We start from the raw sequence: 25,758 nt of genomic DNA, 5'->3' as shown, positions 1-25,758 counted from the left end.
TAAGCGGGCAAAGGAAGCACCGGCATTACTGATTCAGTAACGCCAGAAGAGTGCGCGTTCGCGCTTCCATCAACGGAATATTTCCGCGCGATTCCACGTTCAGGCGCACCACCGGTTCGGTATTGGAAGAGCGTAAATTGAAGCGCCAGTCGACAAACGCCATGCTGATACCGTCCGTTCTGTCCACCGTCAGCGCCTCACGGGAAAAGTGCCGCTCCACACGCGCAATCGCTGCCGCCGGCTCTGCCAGCGTGCTGTTGATTTCCCCACTCGCCGGATAGGCCACCATCCGGTCACGGACCAGTTCACCCAGCGACTGTCCTTTCAGACTCAGCAGTTCCGCCACCAGCAGCCACGGGATCATTCCGCTGTCGCAGTAAGCAAAATCACGGAAATAGTGATGCGCGCTCATTTCACCGCCATAAATGGCATCTTCATGGCGCATCCGCTCTTTGATAAACGCGTGCCCGGTTTTTGACATCACCGGTTTACCGCCTGCCGCCGTCACCACGTCCACGGTATTCCAGGACAGGCGCGGGTCGTGGATAATTTTCGCCCCCGGATTCTTCTCCAGAAACGCTTCTGCCAGCAGGCCGACAATGTAGTAGCCCTCAATGAACTGACCTTTTTCATCGAACAGGAAGCAGCGGTCAAAATCACCGTCGAAGGCAATCCCCATATCCGCACCGTGTTCAATCACCGCATTGCGCGTGTCGGCCCGGCATTCCGGCAGCAGAGGATTAGGAATACCGTTGGGGAAGTTGCCATCCGGCGTATTGTGAATTTTGATGAACTCGACCGGCACACCCAGCGCCTTAAAACGGGCTTCAATGGCGTCAACCACCGGACCTGCCGCACCGTTGCCGGAGTTAAGCACCAGCTTCATCGGTCTCAGGCTGCCGGGATTGATGTAACCCAGCAGGTGGTCGATGTAGGCATCGCGGGTAGTAATACGCTGGTAGTGGCCACGTTTTGTCACATCAACCGCCGGGAAGTCGTTGGCTTCCGCCAGGCGCTGCACGTCGCGCAGACCGGTATCACCGCTGATGGGCCGCGCCCCTTCCCGCACCAGCTTCATGCCGTTGTAATCCATCGGATTATGGCTGGCGGTCACTTCAATACCGCCGTCAATGCCAAGGTGGAAGGTGGCGAAGTAAATCTCTTCGGTGCCCGACATACCAATATCCAGCACATTCACCCCCGCATCCTGCAACCCTTTCGCCAGCGCCAGTTTTAGCGTCTCGCTGGTCTGGCGCACATCGCCGCCCAGAACGATAGATTTTGGCTTCAGGAACTCGCCGTAAGCGCGGCCAATGCGCCACGCAATCTCTTCATTCAGCTCTTCGCCCAGCCTGCCGCGAATATCGTAGGCTTTGAAACAGGTTAATTTCGTCATGATTTCCCCTTCTTCAGGCAACAGTTAGCCCTCTCCTGACTGGAGATATTTTTCACAAAATGACTAGCCGTTAGTTTTTAGGCCGGATAAGGTGTTCACGCCGCCATCCAGCAACGATGATGTTGTGTTACGCGCGCCCGTAGCGATCCGCAAACCGCACCACATCATCCTCATCGAGGTAAGATCCGGAGCGCACTTCAATCAGATCGAGCGGGATTTTCCCGGGGTTCTCCAGACAATGGGTCGCCCCCAGCGGAATATAGACAGACTCGTTTTCAGCAAGCAGTTTGATATCATCATTGATTGTCACCTTCGCGGTACCAGCAACCACAACCCAGTGTTCAGCCCGGTGATGATGCATCTGCACAGACAATCCCTCACCAGGCTTGACGGTAATTCGCTTCACCTGGTAACGCTCTCCGGCATCAATTGAGTCGTACTTGCCCCACGGACGATAAACTTCGCGGTGAATATGATGCTCATGACGCCCGTCAGCCTTAATTTGCTCTACCACTTTTTTGACGTCCTGCACCGCGTTGCGATCGGCTATCAGCACCGCGTCTTTGGTCTGCACCACCACCAGATCTTTCACCCCGACGGTCGTCACCAGGCCGGATTCGGCATACACGTAACTGTTTTCCGTTTTGTGGCTAATGACGTCGCCGTGATGCACATTGCCTTCAGCGGTATGGGCACTAATTTCCCACAGCGATGACCAGGAGCCAACATCGCTCCAGCCTGCGTTCATTGGCATCACCACCGCATCGGCTGTACGTTCCATTACCGCATAGTCCACAGACTCTTCCGGGCAGGCGAGAAACGCCTGTTCATCAACGCGGATAAAATCGAGATCGGGGTCGACCGTGCTCATGGCGTTCTCACAGGCTTCAAGAATGTCGGGACGATACTTTTTCAGTTCTTCCAGGTAACGTCCGGCCCGGAACAAGAACATGCCGCTGTTCCAGTAGTAGTCGCCGCTCGTCACGTAAGCCTGCGCGGTTTCCAGATTGGGCTTTTCAACAAACTGTGCCACCTCAAAAGCCACGGCGTCGGTATTCGTCGGCGAGACTTCCCCCCGGCGGATATAGCCATAGCCGGTTTCCGCCTGGTCCGGCACGATACCAAACGTCACCAGCTTACCCGCTCCGGCATATGGCATCGCATTGCGAACCGCCTCGCGGAATGCCTCTTCGTCGGCAATCATGTGATCGGCCGCCAAGACCAGCAGCAGCGGATCCTCACCCGGACTTTGACGTTTTGCCGCCAGCGCGGCCAGCGCTATCGCCGGTGCCGTGTTACGCCCGGCAGGTTCGAGAATGATGTTCTCAGTCAGCTTGTGCAGCTGTCGTAACTGTTCCGCTACGATAAAACGGTGTTGTTCATTACAGATAACCACCGGGCTTTCGCACTCCACGCCGTTCAGACGGCAAATCGTCGTCTGCAGCATGGTGAGATCGCCTTTCAGGCACAGGAACTGCTTTGGGTACAGCACGCGGGACAGTGGCCATAAACGGCTACCCGAGCCACCGGCCATCACCACCGGAAAGAGTTTGCTTTGACTCATCATGTACCCCGTATATCTGCAAGAAATTGACTCAGCACGTTTTCTTTATCCAGCGTGCGTTCGGCATAATCACGTGCCACCGTGTTTACTTTTGGCATCATCAATGCCCGTTTAATACCGCAAACCAGCGCGTTTACCGACTCCGGCTCCACGCACACCGCAATGCCAGGGTGAGCGTCACAAAGCTGACACAGCTCGGTTTCAGGTTCGGCAGTAATAACTGCGTTACCACCAACAGCGAGGATATTGGTCAATTTGGAGGGCAGTACGGCATCAGCCGCACCACGCTTTTGCACGACCAGATGACAATCCGCCATCTTGAGCAGCGCAGGCAGCGCGTCATATGATTGCAGCGGAAAGAACATCACGTTGTTCAGGCCGCGTTCGCTGACCATACTCTCCAGCCGCGCTTTACCACCGCCCTGCCCGACAATCACAAACAGCCAGGGGTGTTCGCTCAACTCGAGCGCTGCGTCTATCACGCTCTCCAGCCCCTGCTTTTCACCGATATTGCCTGAGTAAAGAACGATCTTTTGATCGGCAGGCAATCCCAGTTGCTGGGACAACGCCAGGGCATCGGCGTCGCTCACATCACGAAAGCGCGTCACTTCTGACCAGTTCGGAAAGAAAATAACCTTGTGCGGCGCAACGCCTTTTTCCATGGCTTTGTGCATCATGGAACGGGAAATCGTCGAAATATGGTCCATATTCAACAGCCCACTGCGCTCAAAGGCGCTGGCCAGTTTTGCCACCATACCGCGCGTGCCTTTGCCCGCCATTCCTAGCCCCAACATGGCATCGACTTCGTAATCCTGAACGTGCAATAGCGTACGTGCGCCACAAAGCTTTGCCAGCAGGCGCATGCCCGGCGTGCAAAACAGCGTCGGCACTACGCCGATAATGCGATCCGGCTTCCAGCGACGTTGCGCCAGTAGCGGGAAAAAACTGCTCAGGGCGAAACTGCCCAAATGCAGCAGGCGCTTGAGCGTTGAGGGTTGCTCAGGCACATACAGCGGACAACGCCAGACGAGGGCGTCGCCCTCTTCGCGACGGTAGCGCCAGGATGAATAACTGCCGTTTACCTTCCACTGGGGATAATAAGGCGGCGCGGTGATCACCCGAACGTCATGCCCCTGCTGCGCCATCCACTCCACCATTTCACCGGTGTATTTGCCGATACCGGTCAACTCCGGCGAATAGTTGATGCCATACACGAGGATCTTCATAGCCCGGGTACTCCGGCCTGACTTGTTTTACAGAAGTAAGCCCGACTGTTGTCGTGCACGTGGTCACTGACCAGAATCTGTGTAGCCGCCATCCATCGGTACGCATCATGTTGGACATTGGGCAGTTGCAAGTCGTTTTCCGACACCCGCAGACGAAATCCCAGCACGATGTAATGCGTTGAGAAATCATCCCCAGAAAAGTTGTCGTCATAGAAGTGCTGCCAGACACCGTAAAACTCCGCAGCAGACAGCGGTAAACGTAACCCCAGCTCCGTTTCGGTAAGCCGCTCAAAGGCCACGTGCAGCGGTTCATCTTTTTGCACCCGACCGCCGGGCACAAACCAGTAACCCTGCGCCGGACGATTGAGACGCTTACCGAGCAGAAATTCACCGTGGGTGTTTTCCACGATCAAATCGATGGAAATCAGCGGAGTTGAACGTACTACGGTGGCAAAATCCTCATGACGTAAAAACATGCTTACCCCCGGTAGCGCTGCTGGTTTTCAAGGAACCACTGCCAGGTACTGGCAAGCCCCGCTTCCAGTGATATCTCGTGATACCAGCCCAACTGATGCAGACGCGTAACATCGAGCAATTTGCGCGGCGTTCCATCCGGTTTGCTGGCGTCGAACACCACGCGCCCCTTGTAACCCACGACCTGCGCGATGGTTTGCGCCAGTTCGCGGATGGTGCAGTCCACGCCGGTGCCCACGTTGATATGCGACAGCATCGGCTGGGTATATTCCTGCAAGACTTCCTGAGCCAGCTCCATCACGTGGATACTGGCCGCTGCCATATCGTCAACATGCAGAAATTCACGCATTGGCGTCCCGCTTCCCCACACCACCACATCCGGCGTATTGTGCTCGCGAGCGTCATGAAAGCGGCGCAGCAGCGCCGGGATCACATGCGAATTACTCGGGTGGAAGTTGTCATGCGGCCCATACAGATTGGTCGGCATCACCGAGCGATAATCGCGGCCATACTGGCGGTTATACGATTCGCACAGCTTGATCCCGGCAATTTTGGCAATCGCATACGGCTCATTGGTCGGTTCCAGCTGCCCCTGCAACAGCTCGCTTTCGGCTATTGGCTGGGTGGCTTGCTTTGGATAAATACAGGATGATCCGAGGAACAGCAGTTTATTCACGTTATGCAAATGCGCAGCATGAATAATGTTGCTCTCAATCATCATGTTTTCATAAATAAAATCAGCAGGATAAGTATTATTCGCCACGATCCCGCCGACTTTAGCCGCCGCCAGATAAACCTGGTCAATACGTTCAGTGGCAAAGAACGCCTGCACCGCACTTGCGTCCAGCAGGTTAAGTTGGTCGCGGGTACGCAGCACCAGCTCGACATTATCTCGCTGCGACAATTGTCTGACGATGGCGGACCCCACCATCCCGCGATGGCCCGCCACAAAAATACGTTGTGTCTTCATCCTCAGTACTCCAGCGCGATGGCGACCTCGTAACCGTGCGACTTCAGCAGGGAATGCTTCTTCGCTGCTTCAAGATCGTTGGCAACCATTTCCGAGATCATCTGGCGCAACGTGATTTCCGGCTTCCAGCCCAGTTTTTCATGCGCTTTGGCCGGATCGCCCAATAGCGTTTCCACCTCTGCCGGACGGAAATAGCGCGGATCGACGGCAATCATGACATCCCCAGGTTTCACACCCGGCGCGTCGTGTCCGGTTACGGAAACCACAATGCCTTTCTCATTCACGCCCTCACCTTCAAAGCGCAATTTAATCCCCAGCTGAGCAGCCGCCATTTCCACAAACTGGCGCACGGAATACTGCACGCCGGTGGCAATCACGAAATCTTCCGGCTTGTCCTGCTGTAGCATCATCCACTGCATCCTGACGTAATCTTTGGCATGCCCCCAGTCACGCAGCGAATCCATATTGCCCAGGTACAGGCAAGACTCCAGCCCCTGCGCGATGTTGGCGATCGCACGCGTAATTTTGCGCGTGACAAAGGTTTCGCCGCGGCGCGGAGATTCGTGGTTAAACAGAATGCCGTTACAGGCATACATACCGTAAGATTCGCGGTAGTTGACGGTTATCCAGTAGGCGTACAGCTTGGCAACGGCATACGGCGAGCGCGGGTAGAACGGCGTGCTCTCTTTCTGCGGAATTTCCTGTACCAGGCCGTACAGTTCAGAGGTGGAGGCCTGATAAAAACGGGTCTTCTTTTCCAGGCCGAGGAAGCGGATAGCTTCCAGCAAACGCAAGGTGCCGATTGCATCGACATCCGCGGTGTATTCCGGTGAATCAAACGACACCGCGACATGACTCATGGCGCCGAGGTTATAGACCTCATCCGGTTGCACTTCCTGTAAAATACGGGTCAGGTTGGAGGAGTCCGTCAAATCGCCATAGTGCAGATGGAATTTGGGATTGCCCGAATGCGGATCCTGATAGATGTGGTCCACTCGTTCGGTGTTGAATGATGAAGCGCGGCGCTTAATACCGTGTACTTCATACCCTTTTTCCAGCAGGAACTCTGCCAGGTAAGAACCATCCTGCCCGGTTACGCCAGTGATGAGAGCGACTTTTGACATGTTATTACCTCTTAAATGATCCCCTCAGGGAGTAACTTTCTCGACGCGTTCGCGTGTGACTATTGCGGGATTTCCCCGACAAACGACATTGGCTGGCAGCGATTTAAATACACTGCTGCGTGCTCCGACGACGGTGCCATCGCCAATCGTCACGCCAGGCGCGACAAAGACATCTGTCGCCAGCCAGCATTTATCACCAACTACAATTGGTGTGGCGTTAATATCAAAATGTTGACTGGCATAATCATGACTCCCGGTGCATAAATAACTTTTTTGCGAAATAACCGCGTGCGCACCAATCGTAATATCACCCAGCGTATATAAAACCGCGTCATCACCCACCCAGGAATAATCTCCCAGGGTTAATTTCCACGGATAAGTAATTTTTACTGAAGGTCGAATAACTACGTTTTTTCCTATTTTTGCGCCAAACATTCGCAATAAAAACGCACGCCAGCGATACATTACCTGTGGGGACCAGCGAAATAATGTGGCTTGCACTGCCCACCATAATTGCACTTTAATGGCACCGCCGCCGCGAAAACCTCCCGGCACGTTGAAGCCGCTTAAATCCTGCATAATGTACCCTTACGCTTTTCCATATAAGGTTTTTGTTTTACCGGTTGTGCGCAGACGTAAATATTCTGACAACCCGGTCCAAAAACCTGGCATGTGTAATATCTGGCGCTGTACCTTTTTTGCATCCCGGCACAATTCCAGATTATTCGTCGTTGACACCCCACCCATGGAAAACTCTGACACCAGCCCGCTCAGCTTTTTAAACGCGTAACCTGACTTGTATAATTTGGCTGCCAGCGCGTAATCAGACGATATCTTATATTGCAAATCATAGCGCCAGACATTCAGTCCAGAGAGAGGAAAGAAGATTGCCTGATGGCTGGCGGGAAGGCTGTGATAAATATACCAACCCGGCTTGGCCCGCCGCTTAATTTTGTTACCATTACCGAAATCCAGCAACGCATCGCCAATGACCATCGCTTTATCGCTCTGCGTTTTTAGCTGGCGGATAAAATGAGCCGCATCTGCATGCAGAATATCCCCGGAGTTGAGGAACAGCGCAAACCGCCCGCGCGCCATAGCGATACCTTTGTTCATTGCATCATAGATGCCCTTATCCGGCTCGCTGACAAACCGTAACCGGTGCTCTCCACTGAGTCCTTCAAGAAAGGCCGAGGTACCGTCAGAGGAGCCGCCATCAACAACAATCCACTCAAAACTGATATCACCCGCCTGCGCCAGATGAGCTAACGACGCGTGAGTTTTGACGATCCCTTCCAGATTACGAAAGGCGACGGTAATAATACTGAGCAGCATGCGTTCTACCTCGCTATATTCAGCGCCTTGCGCAAAATAAACGGACATACAATTAAAAATGCGTATTCCGGACTAAATACTGAACCTGTAAAAAACAGCGACAGCGGCGTAAAAAGATAAAGCTGCACCCGATAATTCTGATTATCACCAAACGCATTGATCATCATCTTCATGACTTTCCCCATGTACCACAGGGCTAATATCACCGCGAACCATGAAAAATAAATAATCAGCAGATACAAGCCATTGTCTATCGTTTTACCAACATCTGCACCGTTAAAAATTCCGAATGACGCAACATATTCATAAAGTGAGCCGAATCTCACTACCCCATCAACGTTAAGTAACGAATAACCGACCATTACTAATGGTCCCACGATACGATAATACGATGATGAGCCTTCAGTTCCTAAATCTCCAAGCCGTGTCGCGATGTACGGAAACGCAAATATCACACCAACGACAAACACGCTTAATGAGATTATCGCCAGCGGCAACTTCTTTTTTATCGCATCTTTATTCAGATACTGGAACGCCCACTCCAGGAGGTAAAACAAAATAAATGTCATTACCCCTGAAAACGATCCTGATAATATTATCCCTGCCAGAATCATAGCATCGGACTTAGGCGTTTTGATACCAAACTGTTTGATACTGAGCCAAATTGAGATTAACGCCAGAGCGAAGAATGCCGGTTCGAAATAGAGTGCAGTGGTGCGCTTCCCGCCAAACTTAATAAAGTTCAGAACATAGCTATTACTGTAAATAAGATATTTCGAAATAACTTCCATTAAACTGCTGCCGCCACTAAGAATTATCTGCGCCATTTCCACCGCAGCTAACCCCACCACCAGGCCCACAACCAGCCAGAAAAAACGCAAGATCTTAATGTAGTTATGCGGCGAAATGGTTTTGAAGCGAATACTCCACACCATACCGATAATCACCACGGTATAGACAAACAGCATTGCGGACGTCACGTACTTGCTGGCATCCAGTGATTGTCCGAACAGATAGTTAAACGCCGTCAGTCCGCCCCCCACGCCCAGCGCAATCATTAATTTTTTAATATTGATGCGCTCGACAAACAGCAACAGCAGAACGGGCAAGAACGTGACGATAGTTATCGGGAAGCTCTCGCCAAGCTGGGCGAGTTTGACGTTAACCAGCAGATAAAGCAGCGGTAGCACCAGATAGCTACAGATTCTGATAGAACGAGACATACTCCTCCAGCATCTGTTGCCCACTGTATGCCACCCGGCTGCGCTGGCTGAACGCGGCAAGCGACGTGTCAAATACCGCCTGCGCAATGTCTGATCTTTTCAGTTGCACCAGGTGCAAAACGTCCGCTTCGCTGAACGTTTTGCCGCCCGATTTCGCCAGCACTTCCTGCGCGGCATCGCTGTGCGTAGCAATCACCGGTACGCCGATAGAAAGCGCTTCGCACAGAATCAGCGGGTAGTTATCAACGCGCGAGCTGAACACCAGCCCATCCATCTCGTTAAGCGCGCTCATCAACGTGCGCTTATCGCTCTCAAACCCGTGATTGATGACGTTATCCCCTACAAACGGGGAAAATTTGCCGAAGGTATGCAGCTCAATTTTGTCTCCGAGCGCAATCATCGCTCGCACCAGTTGCTGACTGGTTTTACCGTCATAGCGCAGGTCATGGGCCACCACGGCGATTTTCGGTCTGCCGCTTTCCTCATGCTTAGCGGGAAGTTCGGCAAGTATGGCTTCCGTTGCCACATCGATGCCGTTGTTAATAATGCGGCAACGACCGGCGCCATACAGACTGTTGAATGCGTCGGCCACATGCTGACTGGGCGAGATGAACTGGCAGCCCAGCGCCAGCATGGCGCGAAACATCTGCCGTTTACCAGGTAACTGTTGATGGGCTTTATCGATTTTTACCGGCGGATAGTTACTGAGCGTTGGACATTTCTGACAGCCCGTTTTCCAGCTTTCGCAGCCATCGGTAAAGGCACAGCGCCCGGTCACGCTCCAGTGATCGTGCAGCGTCCAGACAAAGGTGATATCCGGTTTATGCGCCTTCACTTTTTGGCAAAAGGCGACCACCTCTTCCAGATTCAACCAGTAGCTGTGCAACACATGAAAATGCAGTACCAGCGGGCCGGAAGTGCGGGTAACCGTACGGTACAACTTGTCGAGATTGCCAAACATGTCGCGGTTCGCGAAACGAAACAGCGCAATGTTCGCCGCCGACGTCAGACGTGGCGTATGTTTGATAACCTGCGGGTAATTCGCATGGCTGACGCTTTTCTTACCGCCTTTGCCATAGCCGTAGACAAAACGCGATGACAGCCCTTTTTCCAGCGCCCTCAGATGCAAATCTAACGCTACGCCTGCCGCCCCGCCTTCTGCGAGCCGCACATTAAACTGTAATATTTTCATTTTATTACCTTCACCCGTGCCTTCTCGCCCACGACCAGCGTATTGTCCGGGACGCTATCCACTACGACGCTCCCGGCGCCAATCGTCACGTTATCGCCAATGGCAACGCCGCCAAGCAGAGTGACATTGGCCCCCAGCTCAACGCCGTTACCGATGACCGGACAGGACAGATCGTTGCCGCCAAGATTGCCGATGGTGACGCCATGGCGCAGGGTGAAATCATCCCCCGCCACCACGTGTTTATTGATCACCACCCCATAGCCATGATGGATGGTGAAACGACGACCAATAGATGCAGCGGCCTGGATTTCATAGCCAAACACGCATTCAGTAATAAGGCGATACATCACCAGCACCGGCGCCGCCCACAGGTTGTTCAAGACATTTTTTTTACGCCAGACGGAGCAAAAATGGGCAATCCGATAGGCCACCACCATGCAGCAGGGTCGCAGACTCCAGCCGTTCGCGCGTAAATCTTCCAGCATACTTAGCGTCCTCGCAGTCCGTCGGCCAGGCGCTTACTATTGCGAACAGAAAGCAGCGTCAGCAACGTGCGCCAGTTCATCCGTTTATTGCGGATCTGGTAGAGGGTAAACAGCTGGTATTTCTTGCTGGCCCGGTCAAATTTGCCTTTGTGCTTACGGTAGAACTGAAAGTAGCCGGAGAATTTATGCGGGGATGAGGTAATACGCATTTCACCGTGATTCACATGCAGGATCTGCGTTGCCTCTTTTACCTTCCACGGTTTGCCATACGCCACCACCATACGCAGGAAAATGTCATAATCTTGCGCCGCTTTCAGCGTGGTATCGAACAGGCATGCTTTAAACCGCCAGGCCCAGGTAAACACCTGATTACCAATAATATTGCGCTTATAAAATTTACGGCGTGAATAAACGGCCTTCGGATAGAGCGGCAAACTGGTCGGCTGCGAATATACTTCGCCTTCACAGACATAGTCATTGGCATACAGAAACGCCCGCGTCACCAGATGATGGCGATAATTGAGAAATACGCTCAGGCGGTTCGGCGTCCATTCATCATCATCATCAATACCCGTAATATATTGCCCACTGGCCTGCATGATGGCCTGATTACGCACCGCACAGGCTCCGGAGTTAGTGGGATTACGCGTATACGACACACGCGGATCGTTGAGTTCTTCAACAAATTGCTGCAGTTGCTCATACGAGGAAGAGCAATCATCCACAATGATCATCTCCCAGTGAGGATAGTCCTGGCGCAGTACCGATTTAATCGCCCGGATGGCCAGTTGCTGACGGTTCCAGGTGGGCATATAAATTGAAATTAGCGGGTTGTCTGTCGTCATTTTCGTTTCCCAGATATCCCCGTCATACTTCGAGTTGCATCTGCGTTGGCTTTCCTGCAACTCGAATTATTTAGGGTATAAATATGTTTTTGTGGGCCGCTATCCGGCAATGTTCGTAACCTATTTCGTATCCGAGGTGTACTCGTATTCGTAGTAACCGTAATCCTGATACCCGCTGGCGCGGCGGAAGATCGAGTTCAGGATCACCCCTTTCACCTGAATGCCGTTTTGCTCAAAGCGACTCAGGCTGGTTTCCACCTCTTTCAGCGTGTTGACCGCGTAACGCGCCACCATCAGCGTGGTTCCAACGTGACGCCCCACGATAGCCGCGTCGGTCACCGCCAGTATTGGCGGGGTATCGATCAGCACCAGGTCATAGTGCGAGCTGGCCCATGCAATCAGTTCGCCAAAGCGTTCACTCATCAGCAGTTCGGAGGGGTTGGGGGGAATTTGTCCGCGAGGGATCAGATCAAAATGTGGAATCGATGTCGGTTTCGCGCTGGATGAGATATCCCCCTTGCCGATGAGGATCTCAGACAGACCGTTAACGTTATTGGTCCCCAGCAGCTCGTGGGTATAGCCTTTGCGCATGTCGCAGTCGATCAACAGCACGCGTTTGTTGGTCTGACTAACGACCGCCGCCAGGTTGGCGCAGACAAATGTTTTACCAATCGACGGGCTGACACCGGTCAGCATCAAGACGTTGTTGCGCGCCTGCATCATGGCAAAGTGCAGGCTGGTACGCAGGCTGCGGACCGCTTCTATCGCAAGATCCGTCGGATTCCCCACTGCCAGCAACTGGCTTTGCTTGTAGCGTTTCACGCCTTTAATGGTCTGCACGTTATCGCGAGCTTTTTGCCATTCTGATAGTGGAATGCTGGCATACACGCTGATGCCATGCTCTTCCAGCGCCTGTGGGCTTTCAATGCCGCGATTAAACAGGGAACGCAGCAGTACGCCAACCACTGAAAGCATCAAACCAAGAATGATGCTACCGAGAATAATCAGCGTCGTTTTCGGCTTCAGCACGCCTGGCTGGGCAATCGCGGGATCGACGATGCGTACATCTCCGACCGTACTGGCCTCGGTAATCTTCAGCTCCTGCTGCTTGTTCAGCAGTTGCATATAGACCTGCTGGCCGGACTCCACGTCACGCGTCAGGCGGACAATTTCCTGCTGCGTTTTCGGCATCGCCGTTACGCGCCCATTCAGCTTGCTTTTCTCATCTTCCAGCGCCTGGCGTTTTTCCAACAAGGTGCGGTACGCAGGGTGCGCTTTGGTGAACAGCTTGGAAATCTCCGCTTCTTTGAAGGTCAGCTCATTAAGCTGCGCATCAATATTCACCATGGAATCCAGCACCGATTTGGCTTCCAGCGGCAAATCCACGGAGTCTTTGTCCTGACGAAAGGCATTCAGCTTGTTTTCGGCAACGTCCAGCCGGTTACGTACCTCGGGCAACTGCTTTGCCAGAAACGCCAGACTTTTGGCGGCCTCTTCAGATTTACGCTCCACGTTTTGTTGCAGGTAGTTGCGGGTAATACTGTCAAGGATCTGGCGGATTTGCTCACGGTCTTCGCCGGTAAAGGTCAGGCTCAGTACGCCAGTGTCTTTGCCGGTTTCCGTCACCATCAGATTATTTTGCAAGGTGTTGATCATGCCCAGCGTGGAGAATTTGCTGACGGTAAATTGGCTCTCAGGGCTGGCATGGATAGCCTCGACCAGTATCGTCACGCCGTCATGTTTCAGCACCTGCCCAACCTGCCCCTGGGCGCTAAAACCCCCGTCACTCACCAGCTGATAACTTTTGTCATTCAGCACGCTTAGCGTGAAGGTCTGTTCATTCATTGCCTTTGGCAGCGTGAAAGTCGTCACGTTAACCGTTTCGTTCTGGCGACCCATCAACCGATCCCAACCCGCGCCAAAAATGGGGAACGTATCTTTGGTAACCGCGATATCCAGGTTGAGATCGTCTACCGTTTTCCCCAATACCAGCCGTGACTGGATGAGCTGAATTTCCGCTTCAGAGGCCGGAGGTTTGTTCGACAACGCCGAGCCAATATCCTGCACCAGTGAATTTCCGGTATTTTGCTCAATTTGCACCAGCGCGTCCGCACTGTAGATCGGAGTGGCAAACAGCGTGTAGACCGCTGCGCATAATGCAAATGCCGCAGTAATACCAAGCACCCACCAGCGGGCTTCCACCACCGTTGCCACCAGACGACCAATATCGATTTCATCATTGCCCGTTACCGGCGCAGCAGACTGTTTTACTTTTTCTGTCATTGTTTTCCCTGCTCTGCGTTCAATGCCTGAGCCCATTGGCGGGCAGACCGTTCAAGTAATGCGTACACCGCGTCAAACGCATCACGGCTTTTACGATACGGATCGGGAATTTCGCGCTCGCTGTCCCAGTGACCAAACAGCATCACTTTGCCGCGCATCTCCGGCACCATTTCACACAGGGCAGAGATATGGCGTTTTTCCATGGTCAGGATCAGGTCATACTCCCGGCACATTCGTCCCGAGATCTGCCGGGCACAATGATTCTCCAGTGACAGGTTGTGCGCCTGCGCCACGCTGATGGCGCACGGGTCCGCGCCTTTGCCTACCAACGCCCCGAGGCCGGCAGAAGAGACCGTCAGCGCCGGGTGAAATTGCCTTAACAAGCGCTCTGCCGTCGGAGAGCGGCAAATGTTCCCCACACAGACAACTAAGATTTTGTTAAACATGACGATTACCAGTTGTGAAGGTCGCTGGCCGTGTCCGTCATATAGCGAACACCGCTAATAGTCGGCAGCAACTGATTGATCAAACGGTTCCAGCGAGCAACCGGCGCGGTAGTGACGTACACCACATCGTATGGCTGGAGTCGGAATGACGTCGCCATCACCAGCGATGTCGCATCGGACATATCAAGCTGATAGATATTGGCAATCTTGCCGTTGTTCCCGCCCTCGCCTTTCAATGGACGAATAACGAAAATGCCGCTGGCGTTGGAGGTGGTCAGGTCGATACCTTCCGCGTTGCCGAGCGCTTCGGTGAGCGTCATGCCGCTGAAGTCCATTTTGAGGGTGCTCTGTTTTTTCACTTCCCCCATTACGAAGACTTTCAAATCGTCATTACGCGGAACAAACAGGATGTCGCCAGGATAGAGCAGACGGTTCTGGCTCAGGTCGCCATTTTGCATTAGCGCTTGCAGTGAAATACGTTGCTCCTGCCCTTTATGAGTCAGTACAACGTTGCGCCAGTCTGCCGCCTCGGTGAGACCGCCTGCGGCGTTAATGGCATCGAGAATGGTAAGCGGCACGTTGGTGATAGCCTGCTGGCCGGATTTATTCACCTGCCCGGAGACATAGGCCTTCTGCGAACGGAAAGCGGCGATATTAACGTCCACCTGCGGGTCAGCAATGTACTTCGCTAAGCGCCCGGTAATATCACTACGAATTTCGGCCAACGTTTTCCCTGACACGCTAACTTTGCCGATGTAGGGGTAAAACATGGTGCCATCAGGCTGCACCCAGTTGCCGGCATCACTTGAGCTACGATACTGCCCGGCCGGCGTGGTGAGTTCAGGATGATCCCAGACGGTAACATTCAGGACATCGCCCGGGCCGACCCGGTACTGATACCCGGAAATCTCCTGGTCGAGAGACATATTAGGCTGCGCAACATTTGGTCGGGGACGTAATTGTTCGACCAGCCGTGGGGTGAGTGGATAAACATTCACCATGCGATCGATATCAAAATCAGCGTCCTGCTGTTTAATCACATCTTTGCCCATCGTAGACATATTGCTGCCCGGAAGCACGGTACAACCGTTTATCAAGATTACCGATACCAATACAGGTATCAATTTAAGTTTGGATTTCATCATTGATTATTTATCACTTTGGCAGAGTAATTATCACGTGCGATCTAAATAGCGACTTCGCCTGTACGCATTTACCTTGCCGTTAATTGAAAAGGAATTTAACTGGCATCTGTCCTAAAAAAAATGAATTCATCTGCGGTCTCTTGACAGAATAATTTAGGCTCGTCTCAGGCGACCAGACACGCTACCGCCCCTGGCTTCATTAGCTACCAATGCACTGATTAATTTAAATTTTTATCTTCCCCTTTATTTTCATCACATTCACAGCGGGAACGCATCAGGAATAGCGCCGCTGGTTGATAAGGAAATATTTATCTTTTGATTATTACCGGAGGAATTGTTGCAGCTAAGCGAATATCAGGCAAGGTAACAAGTTACCGACAACTTGCTTTTAAGATTAATATTAAGCGTTGAATTTGTATATTTTTAGGATTTTATTGATATTGACAACATTAATATAGAAATATCCCACCTGCGATATTTCTTAAAGAGATTTGGATAAATAATATTATTTCCTGTAGTTACATTAAGGCTAATATCCCGTACCTGGTTGTAATAGGCTACAGAGAAATCCCTCCTCGCCATTGCATTTTTCGCCAGTTTTACCCATGATCGAATTGTGACAATTGTCATACAACTATGGGTATAGCATTTACTATGGAATGGATTGCCGATCCGTCAATCTGGGCCGGACTCGTCACGCTAATCGTGATCGAACTTGTTCTTGGCATTGATAATCTTGTTTTTATTGCCATCCTCGCGGAGAAACTGCCTCCTGCCCAGCGGGATAAGGCGCGTATTACCGGGCTACTGCTGGCGATGGTCATGCGCCTGCTGCTGTTGGCATCAATATCATGGCTGGTAACGCTGACCACGCCGCTGTTCAGCATTCGCGGCCTGAGCTTCAGCGCGCGCGATCTGATCATGCTGTTCGGCGGTTTCTTCCTGCTGTTTAAAGCCACCATGGAGCTAAACGAACGGCTGGAAGGCAAAGACAGCGAGAACCCGACCCAGCGTAAAGGCGCTAAGTTTTGGGGCGTCGTCGCGCAAATAGTCGTGCTGGACGCTATCTTCTCCCTGGATTCCGTCATTACCGCCGTAGGGATGGTCGATCACCTGGCAGTAATGATGGCTGCGGTGATTATTGCCATCAGCCTGATGGTGCTTGCCAGCAAGTCGCTGACGCGCTTTGTCAACAGCCATCCCACTATCGTCATTCTGTGCCTGAGCTTCTTGCTGATGATTGGTTTCAGTCTGGTCGCCGATGGGTTTGGTTTCCATATTCCGAAAGGTTACCTGTACGCCGCCATCGGCTTCTCGGTCATGATAGAAGCATTGAACCAGTTAGCTATCTTTAACCGCCGTCGCTTCCTGTCAGCCAACCATACCCTGCGCCAGCGCACCGCCGAGGCGGTAATGCGACTGCTGAGCGGGCAAAAAGAAGACGCCGAACTGGATGCCGAAACCGCGGCAATGCTGGCAGACCATCATGAAGGCCAAATTTTTGCCCCTCAGGAACGGCGGATGATTGAACGTGTGCTGAACCTTAATCAGCGTACTGTCAGCAGTATCATGACCTCGCGCCATGATATTGAGCACATCGACCTCAATGCACCGGAAACAGAAATCCGCGCTTTGCTGGAAAAAAACCAGCATACGCGTCTGGTGGTCACCGGCGAAGATGAGCAGGAAGACTTGCTGGGCGTGGTGCATGTCATCGACCTGCTGCAGCAATCTCTTCGCGGCGAGCCGCTCGACTTACGCGTCTTGATTCGCCAGCCGTTGGTGTTCCCGGAAACTCTGCCGCTGCTTCCGGCGCTTGAGCAGTTCCGTAACGCCCGGACGCACTTCGCTTTTGTGGCCGATGAATTTGGGTCAGTTGAAGGGATTGTAACGCTCAGTGACGTGATGGAAACCATCGCCGGTAACCTGCCAAATGAGGTAGAGGAGATTGACGCCCGCCATGACATTCAGAAAAACGCGGATGGTTCATGGACCGCTAACGGACACATGCCGCTGGAAGATCTGGTGCAGTATGTGCCTATCCCGTTAGATGATAAGCGTGAATATCACACCATTGCCGGACTGTTAATGGAGTATTTGCAGCGCATCCCGAAAACCGGGGAGGAAGTTCAGGTCGGCGACTATCGACTAAAAACCCTGCAGGTGGAAAATCATCGCGTGCAAAAAGTCCAACTGATACCGCTGCACAGTGAAGAAGAGATGGATTACGAGGTGTAAATCACGAGCCGGAGGCGGCTTCGACCGCCATCCGGCAATATGAATCAGAGTTTATCCAGCAACTTTTTAACATCTTTACCGTTGCGGGAGTCTTTATTGCGATCGGCCCAGTCGTTAAGGCGACGTTTCGCTTCATCCTGCAAATGCTTACGCAAAATCTGGTCGACCTGCAGACTGTAGTTTAGCGCCTGCCACTGACCGTAGACTCTGAGAGGAACCGGGGTAGCCTTCAGGAAGTTAATCAGCTTACTTTCGCCATCCCAGCCGCCCAGCACGCGAATGTTAAACAGCGTGTCGCAATTCAGCTTCACCAGATCCAGCGTTCCCTTGCCGGTCAGCGCCAGCATCGCCGACTCACCCGCCATGTTATCCAGCGTAACCTCGCCGTTATCCAGCGTCATATCGGTTACAAAATGATCCAACCGGGTCACGTTATCCAGGTTTTGCTGAGCTTTAACATCCCCACCGCTACGTTCGACGGCCTGTTGTATCATCTGCTGGAAGTTCATTCCTTCCATTCGCGTATCGCTCATTTCGACATGGGCCTGCCCTTGCCAGCTATGACGAAACGCCTGGGCATCAATATCTGAGCCAGAGAAATCCCCTGCCAGTGACAGCTTACCGGTGAGGGCGATGGGGTAGTCGAAGGCTTTCAGGATAGTACCAATTTCTACGCCTTCCAGGCGCGGATGGAAGACCGCTCGCGGCTGTCCTTTTCTGGCATCCAGCATACCAGGAAGCGACACCAGCCCGCCGTCACTTTTCCCCTGCAACTGCGTAACGTTCAACAAGCCGAACTGGTTGTCAATTTTTGCCGAGACATTGTCAAACGCCATTTTCCGCCACAGCACTTTGTCAGCTTGCAACGCGATGTCTGCCGAAAATCCCTTCAGTCCCTGATACGAAACGGCATCAACCTGAGAAGCAATGACGGGGCGCGCCAGCGTTGACTGACTCTGACCTTGCTGAACTTCACCGTTCGTCGTCACAGCCTCACGTTGTACGAGCAGATTGTCCAGATTGAGCTGACCAAACTTCAGGTCGACGGCCCATTCTGGTTTTTCCAACAATGTCACATGAACTTGCCCGGCGAGAGAGCTGTCGTTAGCGGTCAAATGAATCTGGCTAAACGCGAGCTGTTTTTTCTCTTCCAGCCACTGCGCCTGAAACTGTCCCTGACCTTTTATCCCCTGCGCCGGTAGATCGGCCCCCTGCAGTTGCCAGCTTAGCTGCTCAATATTCGCGGATAAGTTATGCGGATAGTCGGAGGCATCAACGCTGCCGTTGAAGGATAATGCGAGGTCACGCTGATCGCGGTTAACGCGCCCGGAGAAATCAAACGTGCCGCGGTGCTGGTTATCCTGTTCCATCTCCAGACGAATATCGCGAACCGTGATCTGTTCATCGTCTTCATGCTGGAATACCAGAACGCTATCGGCAACACGCAGGCGGGCAATATCAAACGACCATCCTCTGTCTTCAGCCAGGTCGGGCAACGTATTGTCTTTTGGGGCAACGGGCGCATCTTCGCCGCGCACCGCTTCAGTTTGCGGGGTCAGTTGAATCACCGCGCCTTTGAGCATCACCTGCTTCACACTGAGCTGGTGACTCAACAGCGGCCACAACGCGACGTCAAGACGCATATTGTCGGCACGAATCAGGGGTTCGCTGGCGCCTTCAGCCGTTAACACCATGCGCCCCGAGAGGATACTCAGTTGAGGCCATACGTGCCAACGCAGCGGGCCATCCAACTGCAGCTGATATCCGCTACGCGCAGCAACCTGCTTGACCATATATGCGCGGAAATCATTCGGATTAACCAACAGTACTAACGCAGAAAAACCGGCCACCAGCACGACCAGTAGAATCATCAGCGTCGTCAGAAATCGTCTCATGCTATCCCCAATGGACTGAAAATACTCAGTCTTTATCGATCCGGCTGGCAACGGCGCCCTGCTGATCGCGATACTTTGCATCCTGACGACGGTTGTAAGGTCGCGCCGCCGGACCGGAAAGCGGTTCGAAGCTTAATGCGCCAATCGGCATGCCAGGACGCAGGGCCAGCGGTAGTTTTCCGGAGTTGTAAAACTCCAGTACGATGCAGCCAGACCAGCCCGGATCGATACGGTGTGCGGTGACGTGTACCATCAGTCCCAGACGCGCCAGCGAAGAACGGCCATCTAACCAACCCACAAGATCGGAAGGCAGTGTCACGGATTCGAACGTCACTGCCAGCGCCAGTTCGCCCGGATGCAGGAAAAATGCCTCGCCGTCTTTGAGGACGATTTCATCACTCATCACGCGATCCAGCGCGGCGCTGACTTCATCTTTCGGTCCGCTCAGATCGATATACGCCGCCGTATGCCCGCGGAACGTACGGAATTTGTTGCCAAGGCGCACATCTACCGTGGCGCCGTTGATTCGCTCGACAGGAGGGCGTGGATTGATCGACAGACGACCTTGATCCAACCAGGCTTCAATATCTCGGTCACATAAACGCATGGCACTTTCTCCTTTCGTGCTTCAACCCCTTAATGCCAGGTGCATTAAGGGTGAACCAGGTTATCACTGAACGGTACACAATTCGCTGAACTTATTCAAAGAACTGACTGATTTTAGCCTTCAGAATATCGATGGCGATGCGGTTTTTACCCCCGCGCGGCACAATGATGTCGGCGTATTGTTTTGAAGGCTCAATAAATTGCAGGAACATTGGACGGACGGTTTTCTGGTATTGCGCCATCACTGAATCCATTGAACGACCGCGTTCGTTCACATCGCGCTTGATACGGCGCATCAGGCAAATATCCAGCGGGGTATCAACAAAAATAGAGAAGTTCATCTCATCACGCAAACGCGCATCCGTCAGCAGCAAAATGCCTTCCAGGATGATGACTTTCTTGGGTTCGATATGAATAGTGTCTTGCGTGCGCGTGTGCTCAACGTAGCTGTACACCGGCAGCTCAATGGCACTACCGCGTTTCAGCGTTTGCAGATGTTGGAACAGCAGGCTGTGATCCATCGCGTTCGGATGGTCGTAGTTGGTTTTTACACGCTCTTCCATCGATAGATGGCTTTGATCTTTGTAATAGCTGTCTTCGGGAATAACGCCAATATGTTCGTCACCGACTTGTTCACGCAATTCGCGATAAAGAGTACTGGCAATAAGACTCTTGCCGGAAGCCGATGCGCCGGCAATGCCGATAATGACGCACTGATGGGACTGATCAGTCATAAATTTAGCGACCTGATTAACCTGGATGTTAGGAAGGGCGGCGCCGAAACGCCAAACGCGGCAATTATAGGGATTTCAGCGGCGCGACGCCAGCCCAGGCTGCACCAATGCCTTCCCTGTCGCAAATTAAAACGGTCATATTTAAAGCATGCGCTACATTTATTCGCCAGCCTTAGTAATTAATAGCTTGAGAGTGTTAATTTATGAGCAGCTGGCGTATAAATTGTAAATTATTTGTACTAGCATAAACCCAGATTAAATGTGATGCGTCCGGCATCTCTACTGGGCGACAACGGCTATTTGGGTAGAGTGGTAATGAGTAAACAATCCCAACATGTTTTAGTTACCTTACCTCATCCTCTACTGCGCCTGGCCAGTTTAGGTCTGGTGGCTTTCATCTTTACGCTGTTCTCGCTGGAACTGTCTCGTTTCGGGGCGCAGCTGGCGCCGCTGTGGTTTCCGACCTCAATCATGATGGTGGCTTTTTACCGTCATGCGGGAAAAATGTGGCCGGGGATCGCGCTGGCGTGCTCATTGGGTAACATCGCGGGTTCTTTGCTCTTCTTCCCCGGCGAGTCGCTTAGCTTTACCTACACGGCCATCAACATTATTGAGGCTGTCGTGGGGGCAATGTTATTGCGCAAACTGCTGCCCTGGTACAATCCTTTACAAAATCTCAACGACTGGGCGCGCTTGGCATTCGGCAGCGCAGTGGTCCCTCCGCTGCTGGGCGGCGTATTACTCTGGTTATTATTACCGCAAGAAACGTCGTTAAATACCTTCCTCATTTGGGTGCTTTCAGAATCCATCGGCGCGCTGGCGCTGGTACCATTAGGTTTACTGTTTAAGCCACATTATCTGCTGCGCCACCGCAATCCGCGATTACTGCTTGAAACTCTGATTACGCTTCTGGTGACGTTAACGTTCAGTTGGCTGTCGATGATGTTCATTCCATGGCCGTTTACCTGCGTTATTGTCCTGTTGATGTGGAGCGCTGTCCGTCTGCCGCGTATGGAGGCGTTTTTAATTTTCCTCAGTACAGTGATGATGGTTTCGCTGATGTTGGCCGCTGACCCTTCGCTGCTCTACACCCCCAAACAGAACATGATGACCAGCATACCGTGGCTGCCGTTTTTGATGATCCTGTTGCCAGCCAATATGATGACCATGGTGATGTACGCGTTTCGGGCTGAACGCAAGCACATCTCAGAAAGCGAAGCGCGCTTTCGCAATGCTATGGAGTATTCCGCAATTGGCATGGCGCTGGTCGGGACCGAGGGGCAATGGCTACAGGCCAATAAAGCCTTGTGCCAGTTTCTGGGCTATAGCCAGGAGGAGCTACGTTCGCTCACCTTCCAGCAATTAACCTGGCCGGAAGATTTGAACAATGACCTCGAACAGTTAAACATGCTGGCGCGCGGGGAAATTAACAGCTATTCCATGGAGAAACGCTATTACACGCGCGCAGGCGAGGTGGTATGGGCTTTGCTGGCCGTTTCGCTGGTGCGCCATAGCGACACCACCCCACTCTACTTTATTGCGCAGATTGAGGACATTAACGATCTGAAGCACACCGAGTGGATGAACAAACGGCTGATGGAGCGCATTACGCTCGCTAATGAAGCCGGGGGGATCGGCATTTGGGAATGGGAACTGCAGCCTGATGTGATCAGTTGGGATAAGCGTATGTTCGATCTCTACGAAGTCCCGGCACATATCAAGCCCAGCTGGCAAGTCTGGTATGAATGCGTTGTGCCTGAAGATCGCGAACACGCCGAAAATGTGATTCGCGATTCGCTGGCCGCACGAGCCCCGTTTAAGCTTGAGTTTCGTATCGCAGTAAAAGGTGGCATACGGCATATCCGCTCGTTGGCCAACCGGGTACTGAATAAAGACGGTGAAGTTGAACGCTTACTTGGCATCAATATGGATATGACCGAGGTGAAGCAGCTCAACGAAGCGCTGTTTCAAGAAAAAGAGCGTTTGCATATTACGCTGGACTCCATCGGCGAGGCGGTGATTTGTATTGATGTCGACATGAATGTGACCTTTATGAATCCGGTCGCTGAGAAAATGAGCGGCTGGCAGCAGGAAAACGCAATTGGCATTCCGCTCCTGACGGTACTGCGTATTACTTTCGGCGATAACGGTCCGCTGATGGAAAATATCTACAGTGCCGACATGTCACGTAAGGCAATGGAGCAGGAAGTCGTCCTGCATTGTCGCAACGGCAACAGTTATGACATTCAGTACAGCATCACGCCCCTCAGCACCCTTGATGGCGGCAGCATTGGCTCGGTGCTGGTCATTCAGGATGTCACCGAGTCACGTAAGATGCTGCGCCAGCTTAGCTACAGCGCTTCGCATGACGACCTGACGCAGTTGGCCAATCGGGTCAGCTTTGAAAACCATCTCAAACAGTTGCTGCATACGGTGCACGATGCGCACCAAAGTCATGTGCTGGTTTTTATCGATCTTGATCGTTTTAAAGCGGTGAACGATAGCGCAGGTCATGCTGCAGGCGATGCCCTGCTGCGCGAACTCTCTTCACTGATGCTAAGCATGCTGCGGTCCAGCGATATGCTGGCGCGTCTTGGCGGCGACGAGTTTGGTCTGTTGCTGCCGGATTGTAATATCGAAAGCGCCCGCTTCATCTCAGGTCGCATCATCAGTGCTATTAACGATTACCACTTCATGTGGGATGGCCGCTTGCACCGCATTGGCGCCAGTGCGGGAATTACGCTGATTGATGACAAAAACCATGTTGCGACTGACGTCATGTCTCAGGCGGATATCGCCTGCTACGCGGCGAAAAACAGCGGACGTGGGCGTGTCTGCGTCTATGAACCCCAGCAAAGCCAGGCGCATGCCGCGCGTAGCCAACTGTCATTGGACGAACAAAAGCATACCATTATGCACAGCCCCATGCTGATGATCGCCAGAGGCGTGGCTTCTCCACGTATACCTGAGACGTTTAGCTTCTGGCTTATATCGCTACGCTTAGGGACCGCTGAAGGCGAAGTGATTGAAGAGCAGACATTCCGTACCGGGCTGGTCGATCCCACATTGAATCAAGCGCTCGACCGTCGGGTATTCAGCGAATTCTTCCAGAATGCTGCCCCGGCAGTCGCCAGCAAGGGCCTCAGTGTTGCGCTCCCCCTTTCCGCCGCCGGGCTGCTCAATTCAGAACTTGTTGATGAGCTGCTGGAACAATTGCAACATAGCCCGTTACCGCCACGCCTGCTGCACCTGACCGTTCCGGCCAGCGTCATCAAAACGAATCCAACGCAGGCGATATCCGCCCTGCATCGGCTACGTCAGTTCGGTTGTCGAATTGTGTTAAGTCAGGTCGGTCGTGATTTAGAGCTTTTTGACAATCTGAAATACCACATTGTCGATTACCTGTTGCTCGACAGCGAGCTAAGCGCCAGCGCTCACGGAGACCTGATTGACGAGATGTGGGTGTCCATTATCCAGGGCCATGCCCAGCGCCTGGACATTAAAAGCATCGCCGGTCCGGTGCAGTTGCCGCTTATCATGGATGCGCTTTCTGGCATCGGTATTGACATGATTTATGGCGACATTATTGCCAACGCCCAACCGTTGGATCTGCTACTGAATACCAGTAATTTCGCCATCAACTGACGGTTGCCAGCCATCCGTGTACCAGATATGCAAGAGTGCATAGGAGCGCCAGGGTTTCCAACGCTCTGCATACCGCCGGATCTGGGCTGGCGTCATGCCGGGAAAACGCTGTTTAATCAGATAATCATCCGGCAGAAAAACATCCTTCGCCTGCCAACCACGCAGCGCAAAATAGTTGGCGGTCCAGCGCCCTATTCCGGGAAACGTTTGTAGTTGCTTAACGCCTTGCTCAATATCGTCAGGCGCTATTGTCGCAAGCGTTCCTTCAAGTGTTGCACGCGCTAGGTGAATCAACGCTTCAGCGCGTTTGAGCGGCATCCCTAACGCTTTCAGGTGCAACGGTTCGGCGTCAGCAAGCGCTTCAGGCGTGGGAAAACAAACATACCCTGGCGCATCCTCCAGCGTGTCGCCATAAGCATGGGCGACTTTCGCTGTCAGTTTTGCCGCCATAGCCACGCTGACTAACTGCCCTAAAATCGCCCGTACCCCTTGCTCAAAAGCATCGACACATCCCGGCAGGCGCAGTCCCGGACGCGCCGCACCAAGGCTTCCCAGCGCGCTGACAATTTGCTGCGGGCAGCAGGTAAGATCAAACAAACGGGTTATTTTCGCCAGGCACTCGGGGGCGGCGGGTTGTAATCCCGAACTTAACGTCACGTGTAGCACATTGGCGTGCAAATCCGGTACAACGCGCACCAGCCCCCGATGCTCCCCTACGGACAGGCTTCTGGTATAACTCAGTTCCTCCACCGTTTCGACACCGTCAACCGCACGGGCGGCAAGAAATCCCAGCATCCAGGGCCAGTCATAAGGCGGTTGCCAGCTCAGCGTGAACATTCAGTTTTCCTTTTTATGCAAACCTACAGCATAAACGGTATTCAATCGATGTGCCTTGCTTTCATATTCCAGTTGTCGGAGCGTCAACATTTCGT

At 52.8% G+C, this 25,758-nt stretch carries 21 protein-coding genes; 2 read left to right on the top strand and 19 right to left on the bottom strand.

Going from position 1 to position 25,758, the window contains the following annotated elements:
• Nucleotides 1-25 precede the first annotated feature (25 nt).
• The 15 genes from cpsG to HV302_RS09240 form a co-directional block, all read right to left on the bottom strand.
• Nucleotides 26-1,396 carry a colanic acid biosynthesis phosphomannomutase CpsG gene (gene cpsG, locus HV302_RS09310; protein WP_181627239.1) on the bottom strand — a complete coding sequence of 457 codons (1,371 nt, stop codon included), beginning with the start codon at nucleotides 1,394-1,396 and terminating at the stop codon, nucleotides 26-28.
• Between the two features lie 127 nt (nucleotides 1,397-1,523).
• Entirely contained in the window at nucleotides 1,524-2,960 is a 1,437-nt protein-coding gene (cpsB, locus tag HV302_RS09305; protein WP_131346392.1) for a mannose-1-phosphate guanyltransferase, read from the bottom strand.
• Nucleotides 2,960-4,186 (bottom strand): colanic acid biosynthesis fucosyltransferase WcaI, encoded by a 1,227-nt coding sequence (gene wcaI / locus HV302_RS09300; protein ID WP_181627238.1) that lies wholly within the window; start codon nucleotides 4,184-4,186, stop codon nucleotides 2,960-2,962. Before wcaI ends, cpsB begins: the two co-directional genes overlap by 1 nt.
• A complete protein-coding gene (locus HV302_RS09295; protein WP_153690222.1) occupies nucleotides 4,183-4,662 on the bottom strand; it encodes a GDP-mannose mannosyl hydrolase in 480 nt (159 codons plus the stop codon). Before HV302_RS09295 ends, wcaI begins: the two co-directional genes overlap by 4 nt.
• A 2-nt stretch (nucleotides 4,663-4,664) precedes the next feature.
• Entirely contained in the window at nucleotides 4,665-5,630 is a 966-nt protein-coding gene (gene fcl, locus HV302_RS09290; RefSeq protein WP_016156919.1) for a GDP-L-fucose synthase, read from the bottom strand.
• Between the two features lie 2 nt (nucleotides 5,631-5,632).
• Nucleotides 5,633-6,754, bottom strand: a complete 1,122-nt coding sequence (gene gmd, locus HV302_RS09285; RefSeq protein ID WP_016156920.1) for a GDP-mannose 4,6-dehydratase — start codon at nucleotides 6,752-6,754, stop codon at nucleotides 5,633-5,635.
• A 24-nt stretch (nucleotides 6,755-6,778) separates the two neighbouring features.
• Nucleotides 6,779-7,333, bottom strand: coding sequence for a colanic acid biosynthesis acetyltransferase WcaF (gene wcaF / locus HV302_RS09280; protein WP_016153587.1), 555 nt, complete (start codon nucleotides 7,331-7,333; stop codon nucleotides 6,779-6,781).
• A 9-nt stretch (nucleotides 7,334-7,342) separates the two neighbouring features.
• Nucleotides 7,343-8,089: a colanic acid biosynthesis glycosyltransferase WcaE gene (gene wcaE, locus HV302_RS09275; RefSeq protein ID WP_019077134.1), complete on the bottom strand. Its 747-nt coding sequence runs from the start codon at nucleotides 8,087-8,089 to the stop codon at nucleotides 7,343-7,345.
• Between the two features lie 5 nt (nucleotides 8,090-8,094).
• Nucleotides 8,095-9,312, bottom strand: coding sequence for a colanic acid polymerase WcaD (gene wcaD / locus HV302_RS09270; RefSeq protein WP_016153589.1), 1,218 nt, complete (start codon nucleotides 9,310-9,312; stop codon nucleotides 8,095-8,097).
• Entirely contained in the window at nucleotides 9,287-10,504 is a 1,218-nt protein-coding gene (gene wcaC / locus HV302_RS09265) for a colanic acid biosynthesis glycosyltransferase WcaC (protein WP_016153590.1), read from the bottom strand. The genes wcaD and wcaC overlap by 26 nt, the downstream gene beginning before the upstream one ends.
• Entirely contained in the window at nucleotides 10,501-10,989 is a 489-nt protein-coding gene (wcaB, locus tag HV302_RS09260) for a colanic acid biosynthesis acetyltransferase WcaB (protein WP_049281950.1), read from the bottom strand. Before wcaB ends, wcaC begins: the two co-directional genes overlap by 4 nt.
• Before the next feature lie 2 nt (nucleotides 10,990-10,991).
• Complete coding sequence (gene wcaA, locus HV302_RS09255; RefSeq protein ID WP_016153592.1) at nucleotides 10,992-11,834, bottom strand: colanic acid biosynthesis glycosyltransferase WcaA; 843 nt, start codon at nucleotides 11,832-11,834, stop codon at nucleotides 10,992-10,994.
• A 120-nt stretch (nucleotides 11,835-11,954) separates the two neighbouring features.
• Nucleotides 11,955-14,117, bottom strand: a complete 2,163-nt coding sequence (gene wzc, locus HV302_RS09250) for a tyrosine-protein kinase Wzc (RefSeq protein ID WP_181627237.1) — start codon at nucleotides 14,115-14,117, stop codon at nucleotides 11,955-11,957.
• Entirely contained in the window at nucleotides 14,114-14,563 is a 450-nt protein-coding gene (gene wzb, locus HV302_RS09245) for a low molecular weight protein-tyrosine-phosphatase Wzb (protein ID WP_016156925.1), read from the bottom strand. Before wzb ends, wzc begins: the two co-directional genes overlap by 4 nt.
• 5 nt (nucleotides 14,564-14,568) lie before the next feature.
• A complete protein-coding gene (locus tag HV302_RS09240) occupies nucleotides 14,569-15,708 on the bottom strand; it encodes a polysaccharide export protein (protein WP_047413997.1) in 1,140 nt (379 codons plus the stop codon).
• Nucleotides 15,709-16,362: 654 nt separating this feature from the next.
• On the opposite strand from HV302_RS09240, the gene HV302_RS09235 reads away from it, so the two are divergent.
• Nucleotides 16,363-17,946: a TerC family protein gene (locus HV302_RS09235; RefSeq protein WP_019077138.1), complete on the top strand. Its 1,584-nt coding sequence runs from the start codon at nucleotides 16,363-16,365 to the stop codon at nucleotides 17,944-17,946.
• Nucleotides 17,947-17,990: 44 nt separating this feature from the next.
• On the opposite strand, the gene asmA is transcribed toward HV302_RS09235, so the two are convergent.
• From asmA to udk, 3 genes are all read right to left on the bottom strand, one after another.
• Nucleotides 17,991-19,841: an outer membrane assembly protein AsmA gene (gene asmA, locus HV302_RS09230; protein ID WP_181627236.1), complete on the bottom strand. Its 1,851-nt coding sequence runs from the start codon at nucleotides 19,839-19,841 to the stop codon at nucleotides 17,991-17,993.
• A gap of 25 nt (nucleotides 19,842-19,866) precedes the next feature.
• Complete coding sequence (gene dcd, locus HV302_RS09225) at nucleotides 19,867-20,448, bottom strand: dCTP deaminase (RefSeq protein WP_016153598.1); 582 nt, start codon at nucleotides 20,446-20,448, stop codon at nucleotides 19,867-19,869.
• A 91-nt stretch (nucleotides 20,449-20,539) separates the two neighbouring features.
• Nucleotides 20,540-21,181 carry a uridine kinase gene (udk, locus tag HV302_RS09220; RefSeq protein WP_003036776.1) on the bottom strand — a complete coding sequence of 214 codons (642 nt, stop codon included), beginning with the start codon at nucleotides 21,179-21,181 and terminating at the stop codon, nucleotides 20,540-20,542.
• A 315-nt stretch (nucleotides 21,182-21,496) separates the two neighbouring features.
• Here udk and HV302_RS09215 point away from each other — a divergent pair, with 315 nt between their 5' ends.
• Nucleotides 21,497-24,826 carry a diguanylate cyclase gene (locus tag HV302_RS09215; RefSeq protein ID WP_075848513.1) on the top strand — a complete coding sequence of 1,110 codons (3,330 nt, stop codon included), beginning with the start codon at nucleotides 21,497-21,499 and terminating at the stop codon, nucleotides 24,824-24,826.
• On the opposite strand, the gene alkA is transcribed toward HV302_RS09215, so the two are convergent.
• Nucleotides 24,794-25,663: a DNA-3-methyladenine glycosylase 2 gene (alkA, locus tag HV302_RS09210; RefSeq protein ID WP_181627235.1), complete on the bottom strand. Its 870-nt coding sequence runs from the start codon at nucleotides 25,661-25,663 to the stop codon at nucleotides 24,794-24,796. The two genes, HV302_RS09215 and alkA, sit on opposite strands and share 33 nt — an antisense overlap.
• Nucleotides 25,664-25,758 lie beyond the last annotated feature (95 nt).

Origin of the sequence: Citrobacter sp. RHBSTW-00859, assembly GCF_013729795.1 — a bacterium.
Taxonomy (GTDB): domain Bacteria; phylum Pseudomonadota; class Gammaproteobacteria; order Enterobacterales; family Enterobacteriaceae; genus Citrobacter; species Citrobacter braakii.
Note: the sequence above shows the minus strand (reverse complement) of the source record. Positions and strands in the feature narration are given on the sequence as shown.